The 17,413-nt window shown below is 52.9% G+C and carries 10 protein-coding genes; 8 read left to right on the top strand and 2 right to left on the bottom strand.

Translation table 11 applies throughout. The features are described 5' to 3' along the window. Positions 1-200 precede the first annotated feature (200 nt). The 7 genes from ACQY4V_RS00995 (at position 201) to ACQY4V_RS01025 (ending at position 12,941) form a co-directional block, all read left to right on the top strand. Positions 201-824, top strand: a complete 624-nt coding sequence (locus ACQY4V_RS00995; RefSeq protein ID WP_428515092.1) for a VPLPA-CTERM sorting domain-containing protein — start codon at positions 201-203, stop codon at positions 822-824. Positions 825-2,116: 1,292 nt separating this feature from the next. Beyond that, positions 2,117-3,847, top strand: a complete 1,731-nt coding sequence (locus ACQY4V_RS01000; protein WP_428515093.1) for a type I secretion system permease/ATPase — start codon at positions 2,117-2,119, stop codon at positions 3,845-3,847. A gap of 10 nt (positions 3,848-3,857) precedes the next feature. Further along, a complete protein-coding gene (locus ACQY4V_RS01005; RefSeq protein WP_428515094.1) occupies positions 3,858-5,171 on the top strand; it encodes an HlyD family type I secretion periplasmic adaptor subunit in 1,314 nt (437 codons plus the stop codon). A gap of 160 nt (positions 5,172-5,331) precedes the next feature. Continuing rightward, positions 5,332-6,723 (top strand): efflux transporter outer membrane subunit, encoded by a 1,392-nt coding sequence (locus ACQY4V_RS01010; protein ID WP_428515095.1) that lies wholly within the window; start codon positions 5,332-5,334, stop codon positions 6,721-6,723. A 132-nt stretch (positions 6,724-6,855) separates the two neighbouring features. Beyond that, positions 6,856-10,599 carry a right-handed parallel beta-helix repeat-containing protein gene (locus tag ACQY4V_RS01015; RefSeq protein ID WP_428515096.1) on the top strand — a complete coding sequence of 1,248 codons (3,744 nt, stop codon included), beginning with the start codon at positions 6,856-6,858 and terminating at the stop codon, positions 10,597-10,599. 156 nt (positions 10,600-10,755) lie between these two features. After that, positions 10,756-11,700 carry a glycosyltransferase family 2 protein gene (locus ACQY4V_RS01020; RefSeq protein ID WP_428515097.1) on the top strand — a complete coding sequence of 315 codons (945 nt, stop codon included), beginning with the start codon at positions 10,756-10,758 and terminating at the stop codon, positions 11,698-11,700. Continuing rightward, positions 11,679-12,941, top strand: a complete 1,263-nt coding sequence (locus ACQY4V_RS01025) for a glycosyltransferase family 4 protein (RefSeq protein ID WP_428515098.1) — start codon at positions 11,679-11,681, stop codon at positions 12,939-12,941. The genes ACQY4V_RS01020 and ACQY4V_RS01025 overlap by 22 nt, the downstream gene beginning before the upstream one ends. Here ACQY4V_RS01025 and ACQY4V_RS01030 read toward each other — a convergent pair. Together ACQY4V_RS01030 and ACQY4V_RS01035 are read right to left on the bottom strand one after the other, a co-directional pair. Then, the gene (locus ACQY4V_RS01030; protein WP_428515099.1) at positions 12,872-14,266 is read right to left on the bottom strand and encodes an O-antigen ligase family protein; all 1,395 of its coding nucleotides are present in this window, start codon (positions 14,264-14,266) and stop codon (positions 12,872-12,874) included. The genes ACQY4V_RS01025 and ACQY4V_RS01030 overlap by 70 nt on opposite strands. 230 nt (positions 14,267-14,496) lie before the next feature. Beyond that, positions 14,497-15,912 (bottom strand): oligosaccharide flippase family protein, encoded by a 1,416-nt coding sequence (locus ACQY4V_RS01035; protein ID WP_428515100.1) that lies wholly within the window; start codon positions 15,910-15,912, stop codon positions 14,497-14,499. 430 nt (positions 15,913-16,342) lie between these two features. Here ACQY4V_RS01035 and ACQY4V_RS01040 point away from each other — a divergent pair, with 430 nt between their 5' ends. Beyond that, positions 16,343-17,320, top strand: a complete 978-nt coding sequence (locus ACQY4V_RS01040; RefSeq protein WP_428517323.1) for a Coenzyme F420 hydrogenase/dehydrogenase, beta subunit C-terminal domain — start codon at positions 16,343-16,345, stop codon at positions 17,318-17,320. Positions 17,321-17,413 lie beyond the last annotated feature (93 nt).

Genomic DNA, 17,413 nt, shown 5'->3' on the forward strand with positions numbered 1-17,413 from the left:
CCATCCAATAGATCCAAAATGATTATATTGTTTCCAAATAAGCAATAGAAAGCAGTCTGCTCTTAAAAATACGTGTTCGGCTACTGGAATTGCTTGAAAGAAGGCGAGACTGTGGCATTCTACTGATGATGGGAGCGGATAGCGCTTGGTGGGGCGTGGTATTACCATGATCCTAATTCTTTGAGTGAGAGGGGAATACAATGATTAAGAAATGGTTGTTGGCGGCCACCATGGCGGCTGGAATGGCAACGGGAGCGTCAGCTGCGACTGTCGTAGATTTGACGGGGAACTCGGAAGGTCCTTCGCTCACCTTCAACAACGTGCTTTCGGGTATTGACCTGACGGTTACGCCGACGAATGCCAGCAGTGAAAATGACACTGTTACACAGACTCAGAACGGGCTTGGAGTCAGCGGCGATACTACAGTCTGCATATTGTGGTGCTTTGACGTGACCGATCCCGGCTCCGGTGGTTTGGACACATTCTTGGGCTATGAGGCTTTGACGTTCACCTTTACAGGGGCGGTGAAGCTCGGCAGCCTTGGATTTTCCTTGTTTGATGCCTCGGATGACTACACGATCACCGTGAATGGTGTAAGCACTCAATCTGATGAGAACCCGTTCGAGTTTGGCTGGGAGGAAGCGACTACTTTCAAAGTTGGAGTTATTTTCGGTGATGACCCAACCCTCCTCCCTTCAGTTATCGATAAATTTCGGGTGTCAAGCCTGACAATCGCTGCAGTTCCGTTGCCGGCGGCCGGCTGGCTGTTGCTTGCCGGGCTGGGTGGTCTGGTTGCAACGCGTCGTCGTCGTAAATCGGCATAACTGTAAGAAACTTGAGTATACCGATGGAAGGGTCGCATGTTGCGGCCCTTCTTTTTTCGAACCGTTGCAATTTTGGTCTAACAATCCAGCCCGCCGCTATCCTATTGGCCAATGAATAGCATAGCAGTAAACACTTCCGTTTAATTTATGATGGAAATTGGAAAGCTTGCGTTGGGGGGTGGAGCTTCCAGACTTCGCCAGGGCAGGTCTATAGCTGAAAAGCTACCGCTTGCCGCTTAGTATCTGGGAGATTTCAAGTCGGCTGATTGCGGGGCGGTGTGATTGCGACCGCAGTCTCTAACGACTAGGTTCAACAATCTGTAATGCCTCCTCATTCGCTGAGGGGCCCTATCTAATTGGTCCCGCTTTACAGCCACTCTATAGACACCAAACATAGTGTCGCGCACAGGTCCATAATAAACGGTACTGTCGCCTTTCACACAATGGAGCGATTTCCCGAGCAGCCTTTGATTGATGAGGGCTGGATCTTGCCGTGAGGCGGGTGCAAAGGCGGCTTGCGCCGGCACCTTCTATAGGGCGCGTCGGTCCAATTAGGAGGTCGTGCCAATTGCCGCTGCGGTCCTTATGCCATTAGCGGGCGCTTTGCTGTTGCGTAAATGGCTCAAGATAACCAAGGAAGCTGAATTTTACATTCGGTTAACGATTTCATGACAAACTATTGCCGTAATCACGCTTATTATCGACCGTAAAACAGTTTTATCTTTACGTAAGGTGAACAAGACACGTAGACTCAACCTAAGCGTGCGCAAGTCGAGAGGGGCATCACATGATCATCGGGCTAATCCTTGTCGGATCCTTACTCGGGGGCTTCGCGGGAGTCGCGGCGCTGCTTCTGGGGTTCTCGATCTGGAGCTCGCTTCTGATCTATACCTCCGTTGGTTCTTCATGCGTCCTCGTTTTGGCCGTGGGGCTCGCTCTACGAGCAGGCCCGCGAGAGCGCACTGAAGAGGCTGAAACCTATGGACTGGTTGGTCAACAAGGCGGCTGAGCTTCGTTCTGACAGCTTTTGGATGCGTAGGGGGCGTCCTGTTGGCAAGGTCAGATGACTATCATTTACCACGCTTGATACGCTTACGGCCCCTGCCACAGGGGATTTATTCGCGTGGTCATTTCGAGTAAGAAATGTGCGCAAAAACTGGCTGAATACCGGGCCTGCGCCACAAATTAGCCACGCTGCCGTGAATTGTAAGTAAACAATCCCTTAGCAGCGACGCGATTGTCGCTTAAGGTGCAGGAACGTGGTGGGGCAGGGCAGACGATGACAGGGCGGTATGCGACATAAGAAAAAGGCAGATAATGCCTATTTGGGGGCTTTGAGAGGACTGCGGGGGACGTTTGTGCTGGTGGCGCTTTTCAGTGCTGCCATCAACTTGCTGATGCTGACTGGTCCTGTCTACATGCTGCAGGTTTATGACCGGGTTCTCTCGTCCGGATCTGTTGCTACGCTGGTCGGTCTCTTCGGTATTGTCATACTGCTATACGCTTTCCTTGGTCTCTATGACTTTCTACGTGCGCGCGTTTTGTCTCGCGCGGCCCTGAGGCTGGACGCCAATGTGGGTGAGGAAGCATTCCGCTTCGCGCTGCGCGCAGGCTCAACCGGCACTCAGACGCGGTTGGATCCGGGCATACAGCCCGTGCGTGATCTGGAGTTGATCCGCAACTTCATGAGCAGCCCAGCGATGTCCGGGCTTTTTGATCTGCCCTGGATGCCCCTGTTCCTGGGGCTTGTTTTCCTGATCCACCCATGGCTTGGCCTCCTGACGTTGGCTGGCGCCAGCGTGGTTGTGGTTTCCGCCTTGCTCAATCAGTATCTGGCACAGAAATCGATCCATCAGGCCATGTCGATCGAGGGAGCCGAGCGCAACCTCGTCGAGCAGGCCCGCAGCGACGCAGAAACGCTTCATGCGCTCGGTATGCGCGAAAGGCTGATAAAGCGCTGGAGAGAGACCCATAATGCCGCTTTGGCAACTGGCCAGGTCGGGGGTGATCGCTCTGAGTGTTTCTCGTCTTTCTCGAAATCGTTCCGGTTGCTTCTGCAATCGGCACTTTTGACCTTGGGGGCCTACTTGGCACTCCAGCAGCAAATCACGGCCGGCATGATCATCGCCACTTCGATCATTGCAGGCCGGGCTCTGGCACCGGTCGATCAGGTGATAGGCCAATGGCGTGGCATCGGCCGCGCGCGGGAGGCGCACCAGCGGCTGCGCGAAATATTTGACCATGCGCCGGCTGAAAAGCCGAGAGTCGAACTGCCCGCGCCAAAGGGAGACCTGAGGGTCGTGTCCCTCACCAAACTGGCCCCCGCCGGATCTGAGACGCAGCCGGATCGAACGCGGATCCTGGATAAAATTGATTTTTCGCTCTCTGCCGGCGACGGTCTCGGAGTCGTGGGAAACAGTGCGGCCGGCAAGTCCACCCTGGCGCGGGTTCTGATAGGTGCCTGGGCGCCCGATGCCGGTGAAGTGCGGCTTGACGATGCGACGCTCGATCAATGGACCCCAGAGGTGCTGGGCCGTCATGTCGGATATCTTCCCCAATCTCTTCAGATGCTTTCCGGTAGCATCGGCGAGAATATTGCGCGGTTCGACCCCGAAGCGAAAGATGCCGATATTATCGAAGCCGCGCGCATTGCCGGCGTTCACGAAATGATACTCGGCATGCCCGATGGCTACGCGACGCAGTTGGATCGTACGAGTTGCCGTCTCTCCGGCGGACAAATACAGCGTCTGGGTCTGGCGCGAGCTGTCTACGGCGACCCGCACCTCATCGTACTGGACGAGCCCAATTCCAACCTGGACGCCGCCGGCGACGATGCCTTGGCCAACGCTGTTCGGACCATGCGGGAAAAGGGCTGCTTGGTGATTGTGATGGCGCATCGGCCAAGCGCACTCGCATCCGTCAACAAGATCCTGCTCTTGCACAAAGGACGCATGGGGAGGTTCGGCGACAAGGACGAGGTGCTTTACGGCAAGGCTCGCCCGATGTCGGTCGTGGGACAATAGGGCGGCAAAAATGACGACAGACGCTTTTCCCGCCCCAACGCTGAAGACAGATCTCACGCGCGCAGGACGCCTGGGCGTTTTTGCCGGTCTTGCCCTCTTTGCGCTCGTGTTCGGCTGGGCCTATTTCACGCCGATCAACGGTGCAGTGATTGCCTCGGGCAATGCGGTTGTCCGTGGCAAACCGAAGATGGTCCAAAGCCTCGATGGAGGTATTGTCGACGAGGTTCGCGTGTCCGATGGCGATCTGGTGCGGAGCGGCGATGTGCTCCTGAAGCTCGATCCGACACTCCTGACGATCAATCTGGAAATGTATCGAAACCGTCTGGCCGAAACTCGTTCGGAAATCAGCCGGTTGCAAGCCGAGCAGGTCAATGACCGGGACCTGACCTTCGACTATGACACGACCTTTCTCGAAGGGTTATCGCTTGAACAAATCAATGCAGGGCAAAGCGAGATCTTCAAGGCGCGGCGCGAGGTCATGGAAGGCCGCAAAGACCAGTTGTTCGAACAGGTGGCGCAGCTTCACAATCAGATTTCTGGCGTCAAGGGTATGATCAAGGCGAAGCAGGATCAACTCACCTTCATCGAAAAGGAACTTGCCGACGTCAAGTCCCTGCATGCCGATGGTCTGGCACGGGAGGGGCAGGTTCTGGAACTCCAGCGCTCACGGGCTCGTCTTCAGGGGGAGATCTCGGAGCATCAGTCGGAAATGGCCCGTATCCGCAATTCCGTCCGAGAAACCGAACTCGAGACGCTGCAAGCAGAACGCCAATTCAAGGAAAAGGTCGTCACTGATCTGCGTGAGGCGGTGCGGGAAAGCGAAGAACTGGTTCTGCAAATCGTTACCGCCCGCAAGCAACTCGAACGGATCGAGGTCGTTTCGCCTGTCGATGGCATTGTTCACGAGATGCAGATATTCAACGCTGGCAGCGTCGTTCCCCCGGGGGAGACGATCATGCAGGTGATCCCGATCTCCCAAGGCGTAGATTTTGAGGTCCGGGTCGATCCCAATTCAATTGACCAGGTGGCCGAGGGCCAGCGCGCCAAAATCGCTTTCAGCGCGTTCAATACCCGCACCGCTCCGGATATCTTCGGAACGGTATCGAGTATTTCGCCGGACAGTGTCACCGACCAGGCAACCGGGCAAAGCTATTACAGAGTTGAATTGAGCATTCCCCCAGAAGAGTTGTCGCGCCTCCAAGGTCACGAAATCCTGCCTGGCATGCCGATCGAGGCATTCCTGCAAACCGGAGAGCGTACCGTGCTGAGCTACCTCACGCGGCCCCTCAACGATCAACTGCGTCGCGCGTTTCGCGATGACTGACCGGTTGTGAGGTGATGCGCTGATGGCACAGTCAGATGCCATCGATCCGGAGCCGTTGTTTTCAAACATGTTTTGCGCCATTCTCCGCTTCGAGTAGCCGCATGCAGACAATCGGTGCAAAAAAACCGGAGCGCATGGGCAGTGAGGCAGGATATTGATGATGGGCCGTGACTGGCGCAGGACTTCACGCGTTTTCTCTGTTGTGACAGGTCTGTCAGTTTTGGCCGGTTGTTCCGATGATCCTTACAAACATCCGGTCTTTCCCTTTCTCTCGTCCTACAAATCGGCAAGAGACAGCACACCGGTTCTGCTCAGCAATGCTGAATGGTGGGAGACTTTCAACGATCCCACTTTGAATGCCCTGATCGAAACAGGGCTCCAAGAAAACCTGAGCCTGGAGATTGCCAAGGAACGCGTCTTGGAAGCAGTAGCCGTTCAGCGTAGTGTTCCGGCATCGGCGCTTTTCACTCCCCGTGCCGGCGCTCGAAAGGAACGCAGTGAAACAGGGAGAACGGACACTTACGGTGAAGCATCACTCGGCTTCGAATGGATTCTCGATATATACGGTGGCCGCCGCGCTCAGATCGATGCGGCCGGAGCCCGTATCGAAGTGGCCGATGCCGAAGTTGATGCCGCGCGGCTTTTGTTGCTGCTCAACGTCGCGAATGCCTACGTGGATTTGCGCTATCACCAAGCCAGTCTTCAATTCCGTCGCTCCGAACTGGCATCGCGACGCCAAACGCTGAGCCAGATCGAAAGACTGAAAGAAGGGAATGCCGCTACCGAAGTTGACGTGGTCAAGGCTCGTGCGCTGGTATCAGAGACCCGGTCGGAACTCCCAGAAATCGGTGCGGCCATTGACGCTGCCAAGAACGAGATCGCCGTCCTTTTGGGCAAGACGCCAGGCACGCTGGAAATCAATCTCGACACGCCAAAGCCCCAGCCTCGCGTGTCGCTCTCGCCAGAGGTGGGGATACCCGCGGACCTTTTACGAAACCGTCCCGATATTAGGGTCGCAGAGCGCAGTTACTATGCTTCTTTCCGGGATGTGGCGAGTGCACGCGCCGATCTTTACCCGCAGCTATCTCTGAGCGGCACGATCACGCGGACCTCTCTTTCTGGCTCGCGTGGTACTGAGTACTTTTTCGGTCCATCTCTCGCTCTCCCGATCCTGCCCAACACGGCTAGTCGCGCGACGGTCGAGCGCCGTGAGTCTCTGGTGCGTCAGGCTCATACTCAATGGCAACTGACCGTGCTGGAAGCGATCCGGGACGTTGAAACCTCCCTCGCGCAGTATTCAGCGGCTCTCTCAGCGCAACGCGCCTCCCAAGAGACAGTAAGGCTTTATGAGGAAGTTGTCACACTCACCCGAAAGACCATCACCGGTGATGGCGCTACTATCCGTGACTTGATCGACGCAGAGCAGGATGTTGCCAATGCCAACACTGCGTTCGCGGAAACACTCCGTGGGGTAGGATTCAGCTTCGTGGAACTCAATGTGAACCTGGGGTCGGGGCACGCGGTTGGCGTTGGGAAGAGGGCTGCGAACTAGGCGATCTCCCGCCAAAAATATTGCTCGAATAGATCCATGTTTCGTCACAGTTCGGTCTCAGATAGGCCAATTGCGTAGGTAATGTCTGTTGAGAGAAACGGGACAATAGACGCAGCGCAGGCGGACATCACTATGACCATCTATTCAGTTTCGAGTTCGGAAGAGCTCATGGATGCCTTGGCATCGGCCAAGGGCGGAGACACGATTGAATTGGCGGGTGGGGACTACGGGAAGCTACATTTGTATGATGGGAAACTTCCCTTCATCAAATACGATTCACCTGTCACCATCACCTCCGCCGATCCGAGTGATCCCGCAAACTTCTCCGAACTAGCACTGTCTGGAGCACGTAATATTACATTTGACAGTGTCGTTTTTGATTATGAATTCAATAGTGGGGACACTGTACGTCAACGGCCATTCGAGATTAGAAAGGACAGTGAGAATATCACGATACGGAATTCGGTTTTTGATGGTGATGTGGCAAAGGGAGTCTCCGGAGTTGATGACGGGTACGGTTCTGGGATTGGCTTGAGCGTACGAGACTCTTTGAACGTATCAATTGAAAACAATGAGTTTTTCAACTGGCATAGAGGCGCTTTATTTTCTCAGACTCAAAGCATTACCGTTACCGGCAATGAGGTTCATAATGTCCGTAGTGATGGACTCAATTTCGTCGAAGTGAAATCGGTTCTAATCGAGGATAACTATCTCCATGACTTCGAGCATTCGCCGGATTCAAGCGACCACCTTGACATGATCCAGTTCTGGACAAGTGGGACAAGTTCCCCCACGACCGATGTTGTAATCCGGAACAACGTTTTGGACATCGGCGAGGGTTCTTGGACACAGTCAATTTTCATGCGCAACGAAAGGGTGGATTCTTACGGCGACGGCGAAGAGATGTTTTATAGAAACATTTTAATCGAGAATAACACGATACATAATGGGCATGCGCACGGTATAACTGTCGGAGAGACCGATGGCCTAATAATCCGCAACAATTCCGTGCTGCAAGCTGACGGCGAGATGCACGGACTTGATGGGCTTGCTACGGTGCCGAAGATAAACGTCAAGCCCGCGTCGACATCCGTCACCATTGAGAACAATATCACCAGCGCAATCAACGGATATGACGGACAGTCCGGCTGGATCATTAACAGCAATGCGATCCTCCAGCCAGAGAACTATATTAATGCTTTCGTAGCATCCTCACTCGATACGGTGGTGGGAACGCATAACTTTATTGCACTACCTGATGGGGAGATAGAAAGTCTTGAAGCTGGGGCAACACGGACGCAGTTCCAGGACGCACCGGACAGCCTCACTCCCCACTTTCAAATTTACTCTGACACTTCTTCTGATAATGTACTTGTTTTCGACGCGTCGTTGACAGTTGGCTCCAACGGCATTGTTTTGGATCGCGACGCAAACTTTACTTGGGCCTTTAGCGACGGCAGTTCGGCCACAGGCAGGGTCGTGAAGCACGAATTCGCGACGCCTGGCAAGTACGATGTTTCCCTACTGATAACAACCAAGGCGGGCGCCACTGCGCAAATTTCTTCTACCACGGAGATTAAGGGGCGTGATATTCTCCAATTTGACGCTGAGGCGGGATACTTCGAAGCTTTGGCTTATGGCGAGGAAACACCGCTTGATAGCATTCATAGCTCTTTAATCCAAACATCGAAGGGCTTTGCTCTGAAGCTAGACAGTTCAGGCATCAAAGCCAGTGTTGCAAAATCTGAGTTGTCACAGTTTTTCGGTACGGACGCGTTTGAACTTTCCATGTCGGTTAGAGCTGACAGTACAGCAAGTTGGGGGGAAATCGCCCGTATCCATGAAGGCTTCATTGTTGGTGTCGATGAAAGCGGCAATTTGGCTTTGAATCTATTCCTCGACGATGGAACCCGAGTCAATGTCGCTAGCGAAGGTGTTTCCATGAGTGATGGAAATGCTCACGATGTGACGATCCGCTTTGACGGATCTGCGGGATCTGCGGAAATAGAGATTGATGGCACGGTGACTGCACGGGCGGATGTATTTGGTGCCGTCGGTGGTGGTGACTGGGACTTCATTTTTGGAAACCCATGGGGCAGGCAGACTTTTGAAGGAGAATTGTCAGCCTTGAAGCTCAGCGCAGATTCTTTTGACTACCCGATCTATGATGGTGAGACGCAGCCGATTTCCAGTGGCGACACAGCGCAGCTTGAAAAAGACCCAATTGACCCGAGGTTTGAAGAGCCTGTCAACGCCGAAGAAACGCCCACATCAGGGCCAAACGAACCGATCATGAGCGAGGACGCCGTCAACGAGGGCGGTGTTCAAATTGAATTTGCCGAGACCGGCACACTAACGTTGAACCACGAGGCGCAAACGGTGACGCTGCAGCGGAGCTATGATAACCCTGTGGTGATTGCTTTTGTGGCGACGGAGAACGGCGGCCAGCCGGTCAATGTGCGTGTCAGCGACATCGGTGACAATAGGCTGACTCTTCAACTGCAAGAGCCGAATTACCTCGACGGGCGCCACCTCAATGAAACAGTCAACTACATGGTGGTGGAAGCAGGGACGTGGGTCCTTCCTGACGGTACAGTTTTTGAGGCTGGAACTCTGGAAAGTGATCAACACTCATCAAGGGGCTTCGAGCAAGTTCTCTTCGACGCCGAATTCGACAGCACCCCAGTAATCCTGAGTCAGGTTCAGAGCTTCAACGGAAGCGATTTCGTAACAACCCGCCAGAAGGCGTCCGACACGGACGGATTCAAGCTTAAACTGCAAAAAGAGGAGGCGCTTGATGGCGGCGACTACGCAGTTGAGGCACTGGGCTATATTGCCATAGAAGCTGGCGGTGGACGGGCCGGAAACGTGGGCTGGCAAGCAGGAAGTATCTCTGACGTGACCGATCTTAACGCCACGGCTGGCTTGGGCGAAAGCATCGCCGGCGGAGCGAATGTGATTGCAGGGGTGTCAAGCTATGAAGGCGGGAACACGGCTTGGGCGCGCGGCAATGGCAGCACGGATGCAAGCTTCGATGTATCCGTAGAGGAAGAAGCCAGCGCAGACACCGAAACCAGGCATATCGAGGAAACGATAAGCTATTTCGTTTTCGATCAGGTTGGGACGATTTCAGGGACTCGACTGGAAAATCTTGCCATGCCGCAGAGTGAAACTTTGCAAGAGGACATACCCGCTGAGCCGATAATGCCGGACGAGCAAGAGCCTCCGATGCATGAAGAGGAAGAGTCCGGTTTGACCGAGCCATTGCTCAAAGGCGGGTACAAACTGGATATCGCTTCTGTTACGGAATCTGAAAAAGTCAAGTTGCACGACGACGCCCACGTTGTAGTAACGGCGGATGGCAGATCCGCTATCTCATTCGACGGTGAGAAAGACTACGTGGCTTTGGGTCGCCTCACGGAGTTCGAGGCATCGCAGAAATTGGCCTTCTCCGTGGATTTCACCAAAGGCGAGGCCGAAGGCGATGAAGAAAGATTAGTCTGGAACCACATGAAGGTGGGCCTGACGTTGAAAGATGATGCTTTGGTTGTGCATGCAGGTAACTCCGAAGATCATTTCTCCAAGGGTTTTAAGGTTGATGGTCTCGGCCTGGAAGGCGGCAACATTAACAACTTGATTGTAATGGTCGATGCTGAAGCAGATCGTCTGCAGGTCGTTTTGAACGATGAAGTGGTGCTTGATGAACATGACACGGATTTTGATATTGTGGGTGCCGGTGGACATGAATGGGGATGGTCTCTTGGAATGGCATCTAGCCGCTGGTTCGAGGGTGAAGTGCGTGATTTTCAAGTCAGTGATGAGTTCAGCTTCCATGATAAAGCACCTTTCTTCGATGAAGGCGCGCTATTCACATAGGCCCACATGAGCTGGTGCTAGAATTTGCGCGCCGACACTCAGCCCAGAGCAATAAATTTCCGGTCGCATTTGAACGAAGTGCGTTGTAAACGAGCAAATGAAATAGCAATAAAGCATGTTTTTCTATGAGCTTTACCTACGTTTGGAGCACGGCGCGTGACCGCTTCCACTCTCTCCATCATTATCGTCAACTGGAACACGCGCGAGATGTTGCGAAACTGCCTCTCTTCTATCTACGTTCACTCTGATGGATTAGCACTGGACGTGATCGTTATCGATAATGCTTCGACGGACGGCTCTCCTGAGTTGGTGGCAGCAGATTTTCCGCAGGTCCGTCTCATTCGCAACGCCGAGAACCGAGGTTTCGCGGCCGCTAACAATCAAGGTTTCGAGATTGCCAAGGGCGAGCAGGTTCTTCTTCTGAATTCCGATACTATCATTCATGGAAACGTGCTTGAGAGATCTGTAGACTGGCTTAGTGCGCATCCGAAAGTGGCGGCTATGGGGTGTCGGGTTCTCAACACCGACGGTTCGGTGCAAAAAACCTGTTCCAGATATCCTTCTTTGCTCAACCAGATTCTCCTTACTTCTGGATTATCAAGGTTGCCATGGCCGCGTTTCCTGGGAAGGTACCAGATGGCCGATTGGAACAGAGACGTGGAACGCGAAGTAGAAGTGATATCTGGGTGTTATCTTTTGGTACGAAGAGCCGTTATCGATCAGATAGGTCCCCTAGATGAAAGTTTTTTTTTCTTTGGAGAAGAAACGGATTGGTGCAAGCGCATGCGTGAGGCGGGGTGGTTACTAGTATTTGCGCCCATCGGAGAAATCACACATCATGGAGGTGGGTCTGTCAAAAAGTTAAATGCCAAGCGCGATGTCATGCTTTCGGAGGCGATTATACGTCTGCATCGCAAACATTCCGGTTACGCCAGCGCCATTGTGGCGTTCCTGATCATCCTCTCCTTCAACGGATCACGCGCGGTTTTTTGGAGCATTGCAAGCATTAGGGCTTCGAATTCACGAGCGCGGGAGCGAGCTCATCATTTCAGAGAGGTGTTCGGTCAGAGTCTAAATACATGGCCCAGCACATCACGATGAAAGTTCTATTGTTATCCTACGGATTCGACGGCACGGATGTTGGAGAAGTTTTTGTCGCCTACAAATGGGCTAAAGCGCTGGCGCCCCACGTTGATCTGACGCTGTTGAGTTTTGAACGATCAGGTCGCCCAACTGTTGCGGAGCAAATTCCCGAAGCGGAAGCAGTAACATGGCCAGAGCCCGCATTTCTGCACAGGTTTGAGCGTTTCAATGCGACCCTTAAGCCTGCGTACCCGTTGCTCTTTCGCTTTGTGCACAAGTGGCTGCAAAAACAGCTATTGCAGGGACGTAGGTTTGACCTGGCACATCAGATTATGCCTCTCGCAGCACGTTATCCCTGTCCATTCCACAATCAGAAAATCCCCTATATCATTGGTCCTATTGGTGGAGCTTTGCAAACGCCTCCTGGGTTCACTTCTGAGGTAGGTAAGACCTCTTGGTACACTAGGCTACGTAATATTGATGGCTTACGATTTAGGTATGACCCTTGGCTCCGAAAAAGCTACTCTGAAGCGGAGATTGTTCTCGGTGTGGCCCCCTATGTCCAAGAGCGGTTAGCTAACGTACCTTTGAAGAGATTTGAGCCTCTTCTGGAACTTGGTGTTGACGGTATACCATCAGAACATACGAAGGGAAGCGCTGATGGTTTACGCCTACTGCACGTAGGGCGCGGTGTCCGTACAAAAGGGCTAAGAGATGTCATCCGGGCTATGGCCTTGATTAGTGACCTACCGGACGTCACCCTAACATCTGCCGGCGCGGGAGAAGAGATTGAGTTCGCCCGGAAAGAGGCTGAAAAACTGGGAGTGCTTGACCGCGTGACCTTCATGGGAAAAGTACCGCGGGCGGAGATTGATCATCTCTATCGCACATCAGATGTATTTGTTTTCCCTTCCTTTCGCGAGCCGACCGGTGGAGTTCTCTATGAAGCAATGCAATGGGGTTTGCCAGTTATCACCGTAGACTACGGAGGCCCCGCTTTTGTGACAGATGACACCTGTGCCCTACGCCTTCCTGTCTCAACGCCAGAGGCCTTGGCGCGTGATGTTGCGCGTTCTATACGTACACTATACGCGAATAGAAGGCGCCGCGAAGAAATGGGGGAGGCGGCACAGAAGAAGGTGTTGGCTGAGGGGCTCTGGGAGAAAAAAGCCGCCTTGATGCTTGATCTCTACGAAAGCGTCTTAGAAGGAGGGCGGCCTGCTGTGTGTCTCACAGCTCGAGGGGGGAAGCGCGAGTAGCTAAGTGTTCGCTCGCGCTCCTCTGAGGTCGTATCAGCTTCATCATCAGCGACTCTCTCTGTTATCCAAAGACCACAACCCAACATGAACATGAAGTACACAAAAAGTGCGTTAAAGAAGTGCACTGTCCAGCCAGCCATAAATAGCCCGAATAAACTAATTAAATATCCGGTACGATAGTATTGCACGCGCGTATTCAATTCTTTTTTCAATGCGACTTGGAGAAAGACCGCGAAAAACAGTGCGAGCCAGAGTACCCAGACAACTACGCCGTGCTTTACAGCCCCTACGATCCAGAACATGTCCATGCTGCTCGACATCCAACTGGGACGCGCCCAGTCTTCGAGACCGATGCCGAATACGGGATTGTCGAAGATATTCTGCGTGCCGTAGATCCAGATCAGAATGCGATTGTAAGCAGACCCCTGACTGAAGGACAAATACGCGACCAATGTGTGAAATGGTGTTCTATTGGCGAAAAAGATATCGACGATCAAGTACCCGACGATTGCCAACGCCGTAAGGATGTACCAGCGAGCTTTGACAGAAGATAATATTTTGTCCCAAAACACCAGGAAAATCTGGACATTCATCGCAATCAGCGGTCCCGTGGAAAGGGAAAGAGCCGCTGTAACTGCAAGCAACACCGGTTGCAGCATACGCATGAAAATCTTCCGCCCATATCCCAGTACATAATAACTCACTCCGATCAGGCTTCCAAACAAGACTCCAAATATAATAGGATGATCAAAGGGCCCTTGCGTGCGATTGAGGCCTAACCTGTTATCAATTTCCGCCGCCAAGTCTGGCAGCGAGGGGCCAATTTTGTTAAACAAGAGAAGAATAAGGTTCTTTGAAGCGAGGGCTTCAAAAATCACGAACGGCAGCATTAACAAACACATCGAGAAAAGAATTTTAGCAACGGCATAGAAGGCTTCAGGCGTGCGAATGTAGACGCGCCCAATTAGGTAGGCGCCCAATGTTTCAATCCATAGGACACCTATTGGTTCAATTGTCTGACTAATGCCATGAAGCACTATTAGCGAGATTGAAGACCAGACGCATATTCCAATTACACAGAAGTCAGGTAGACGCATCCGACCTGCGAGCCCTTTGAGCAATTGGACGAGCGCAGGTAGGAAAATCAGAAGCAAAACAATTCGATAGGCCGACATTCGTATCGGGCCCAGAAATATAAACAGCGGAATAAACAAGCCAATGAGGAAAGTCGCGGCAACTGCCGGTAGACCGACTACTTTCTTGGTATTGCCAAGTCCTTGAATTCGAGACTGTTCAGCGAGTCCTTTCTTCGCTTTCGCAACCATCAATCCTCCAAGGCTTCTATGGTTTTAGACATGCAAGGTTCTTTTTGCTTGAAGTGTTTCTGCTATTCCGCAAAGGTTTGATTCTACGCCATGATGCGCGGGTTCCGTTTTAAGATGTGTCGCGCCAAAGCATGCTTCGTCGGGCGTTTCTTTACGAAGCGCGGTTTCAGAGTTCCACGCCAGATGACGAACTCGACTAGCAGAATCCAACCTGCCCACTCTCGTTATGACTAGGGGGCCGATGGAGGGCATGTCAGGCGAGACCTTTTGAAGAAGTAGACCCTAAGCTCTTTCATAGAGGCTATCAACAATACAAAAACCACTAGAATAGCAATGGAAGACAGCACTGTGAGGACCGATTGTTGTTCATAAAGTAGTAATGCAAACAAAAGGATTACTACAGATGCAGGGCGGACCACCGGTGCAAGCCCAATTTTTGAGCGCTTCCACAGAAGTATTGAGGCAATCACAAATCCTGCAGCCTCTCCTAGAATAGCAACGGCTATGACAGCGGTGATGTTCTCGTATTTGACCGCAAGCCAGTATCCAAGCGCAAGCAGAAGAACACGCGGAAGATTCGAAATCATCGAATTTTCACTGTATCCATCCGCAAAAGCTACAGAGGATTGACCTCCTTTCAAAATGCGAAGGCCTTGAAGAACGGCAAACATCGTGAAAATCGGAAGAAGATCTGAAAATTTGTCTCCTAGCAATATTTGCAAGATGATTTGCCCCAGAAAAGCGATGAAACAGACGAAAATCGCTGAGAACAAAATATGCGCCTGGCATGTTGCCATTGCGATATGATGAAATCTCTGGTTGTCGTCGATCTTGCTTCGATTAAGGGTTGCAAGCTGCGGCAGAAAGAAATTCTGGGCTGATTTTGTAAATACCATTGTAGGCGTAAGTGTCAGTGTCATCCCCATCGCAAAAACTGCGAGGGCATCCATTCCCAAAACTCGGCCTACGATCAGCTTGTCTCCCTGAAAGACCAGAAACATCAAAACTGAATTGGCAAGGAGCGGCCAACCGAAGCGCAATGAGGTAGCCATTGTGGTGCGATCGAAGGCCAGCCGATATGGGCGCTCTGCCACGATATGCGAGGTAAGGGCCATGGCTGCAATCTGCGCTAGAATAGCATAGAGCATCACCTGCCAATCGCCCAGCCAAGTGGCTAGCGGCCAGACCAGAAGCAGCGACAGAAGGGCGGGTATTCCACCGGTCAGCATGAGCGGCCAGAACCGCATCTGTCGGCTAAGCCGGTGAACATCGAAATGCTCGAATGCTTTTATTACAGGTACAATTGCAAGCAATTGATAGGCCCAGATCACCTCGGGAATTCCCAGAAACTGGGCTACCGGCTCCGCAATCATGAACAGAACAATTCCAGCGATAACACCTCGAAGGACCTGAAAGCCCTGCAATGCCGCCTGAAATTGGGGATCGTCTCCGTCTTTTGATTGAACGATCTGCTGTTGCAGACCCAAGGCTGAAGCCATCTCCACCATAGCCATCACAACTGCAAACGTTGCGGCGATACCGTAATCTTCGACCGGGATAAGACGGGCGACAACGAGGTTCCGTACCAAGAGCAGCATCGAGGCTGCTGCATTTCCGGAAAAAATCAGGAGAGCGGTACGAAACACGTTGGACGGCAAGCCTTTTCGAACGTTCCCATTGGACACAAGTGGGTATTTCCTGTTTGCCGCTTATGGGTCAAGCCGTTATTGCCTTTTCGAGAGTTCCTGATTTGCAGTGCATGTCATATGCCACTCTGAGCTCCAAAGAAACTGACGTTCACAACTGTATTGGTGTTTGATGCACAAGCCCCCGTTAAGTCCTGTTCTGGCTAGAATAGCGAAGGGTGATCTGTGCGCTGGGTGTGGCGCATGCGCAGGCCTATTTCCAGAAAAGCTCGAGATGGAAACGACCCCACCAGGCTTCCTGCGACCCCGGCAGATCAAGCAACTGTCAGAATCAGAGAGTGCGTCGTTGGCCAGTTTCTGTCCTGCGATCGGTCAGAGGGTCGAGGTCGGCGAACGTATCGATAACCCACTATGGGGCCCATACTTGGAGATGCAAACGGGATGGGCCACGGATCCTGAAGTCCGCTTTGCCGGCGCGTCAGGTGGCGTGTTGTCGGCGCTGCTCGTGCATATACTTGACAGCGGCGATGTAGAAGCTGTCGTGCAGGTTGCTGCTGATCCTGATAACCCAATCTCAAACCGCACAATGATTGGTAAAAAACGAGCCGATATTCTCGCAGCGGCCGGGTCGCGCTATGCGCCTTCAGATCCATTGGCTGAAATCCAAGAACTTTTGGCGACCGGGCGCCGCTACGCTTTCGTCGGAAAACCCTGCGATGTCGCGGCGTTGCGTGCGTTAGCCGATGAGCGCCGTGAGATTGCCGCAACCTTTCCCATCATGATCTCCTTTTTCTGTGCGGGTGTCCCTTCTGAGACGGGCGGTAGAGCGGTCCTGCAGGCGCTACAGGCTAGTCCGGCCGACATCAGCAGGTTTCGGTACAGAGGGCAGGGGTGGCCAGGTCGTGCGACCGCCACCTTGCGCAATGGAAGTGAACGCTCGATGAGCTACCACGATAGCTGGGGTGGAATTCTCTCCAAACATGTTCAGCACCGCTGCAAGATATGCGCGGATGGAACCGGGAAAGCTGCCGATATCGTCTGTGCCGATGCCTGGGATTGTGATGCCTCAGGTTATCCGGTTTTTGACGAGGCCGATGGTGTCAGCCTGATCGTTACCCGGACGAAACTGGGTGATCGCTTGCTCAATGAAGCGATCGCTGCAGATAGCATCGCTACCAAGCATTTCAGGATAGAACGTCTCGCTGAAATCCAGCCAGGTCAGAGAGAAAGGCGTCGCGCTCTGTTCGCGCGTCTTCTGGCACTTCGTCTCGCCGGGTGCCCCGTGCCGCGCTATCGCGGATTGCGTATCGCTCGCGCAGCCCTTCAGAACCCTGCACGGCGAAATCTCAAGAACTTCCTAGGTATGCTGCGTCGTGTGATCCGGCAGAGACTATCTTACCGCGGTTAAGACAAGCGAAAATCACGAAGCCGCCTTATCCGTATCACAGACCTGTGCAAGACGCCTAATAGACGGAACAAGACAAAGCTATCTCAGGACATC

The organism is Roseovarius sp. (assembly GCF_965277045.1).
Taxonomy (GTDB): domain Bacteria; phylum Pseudomonadota; class Alphaproteobacteria; order Rhodobacterales; family Rhodobacteraceae; genus Roseovarius.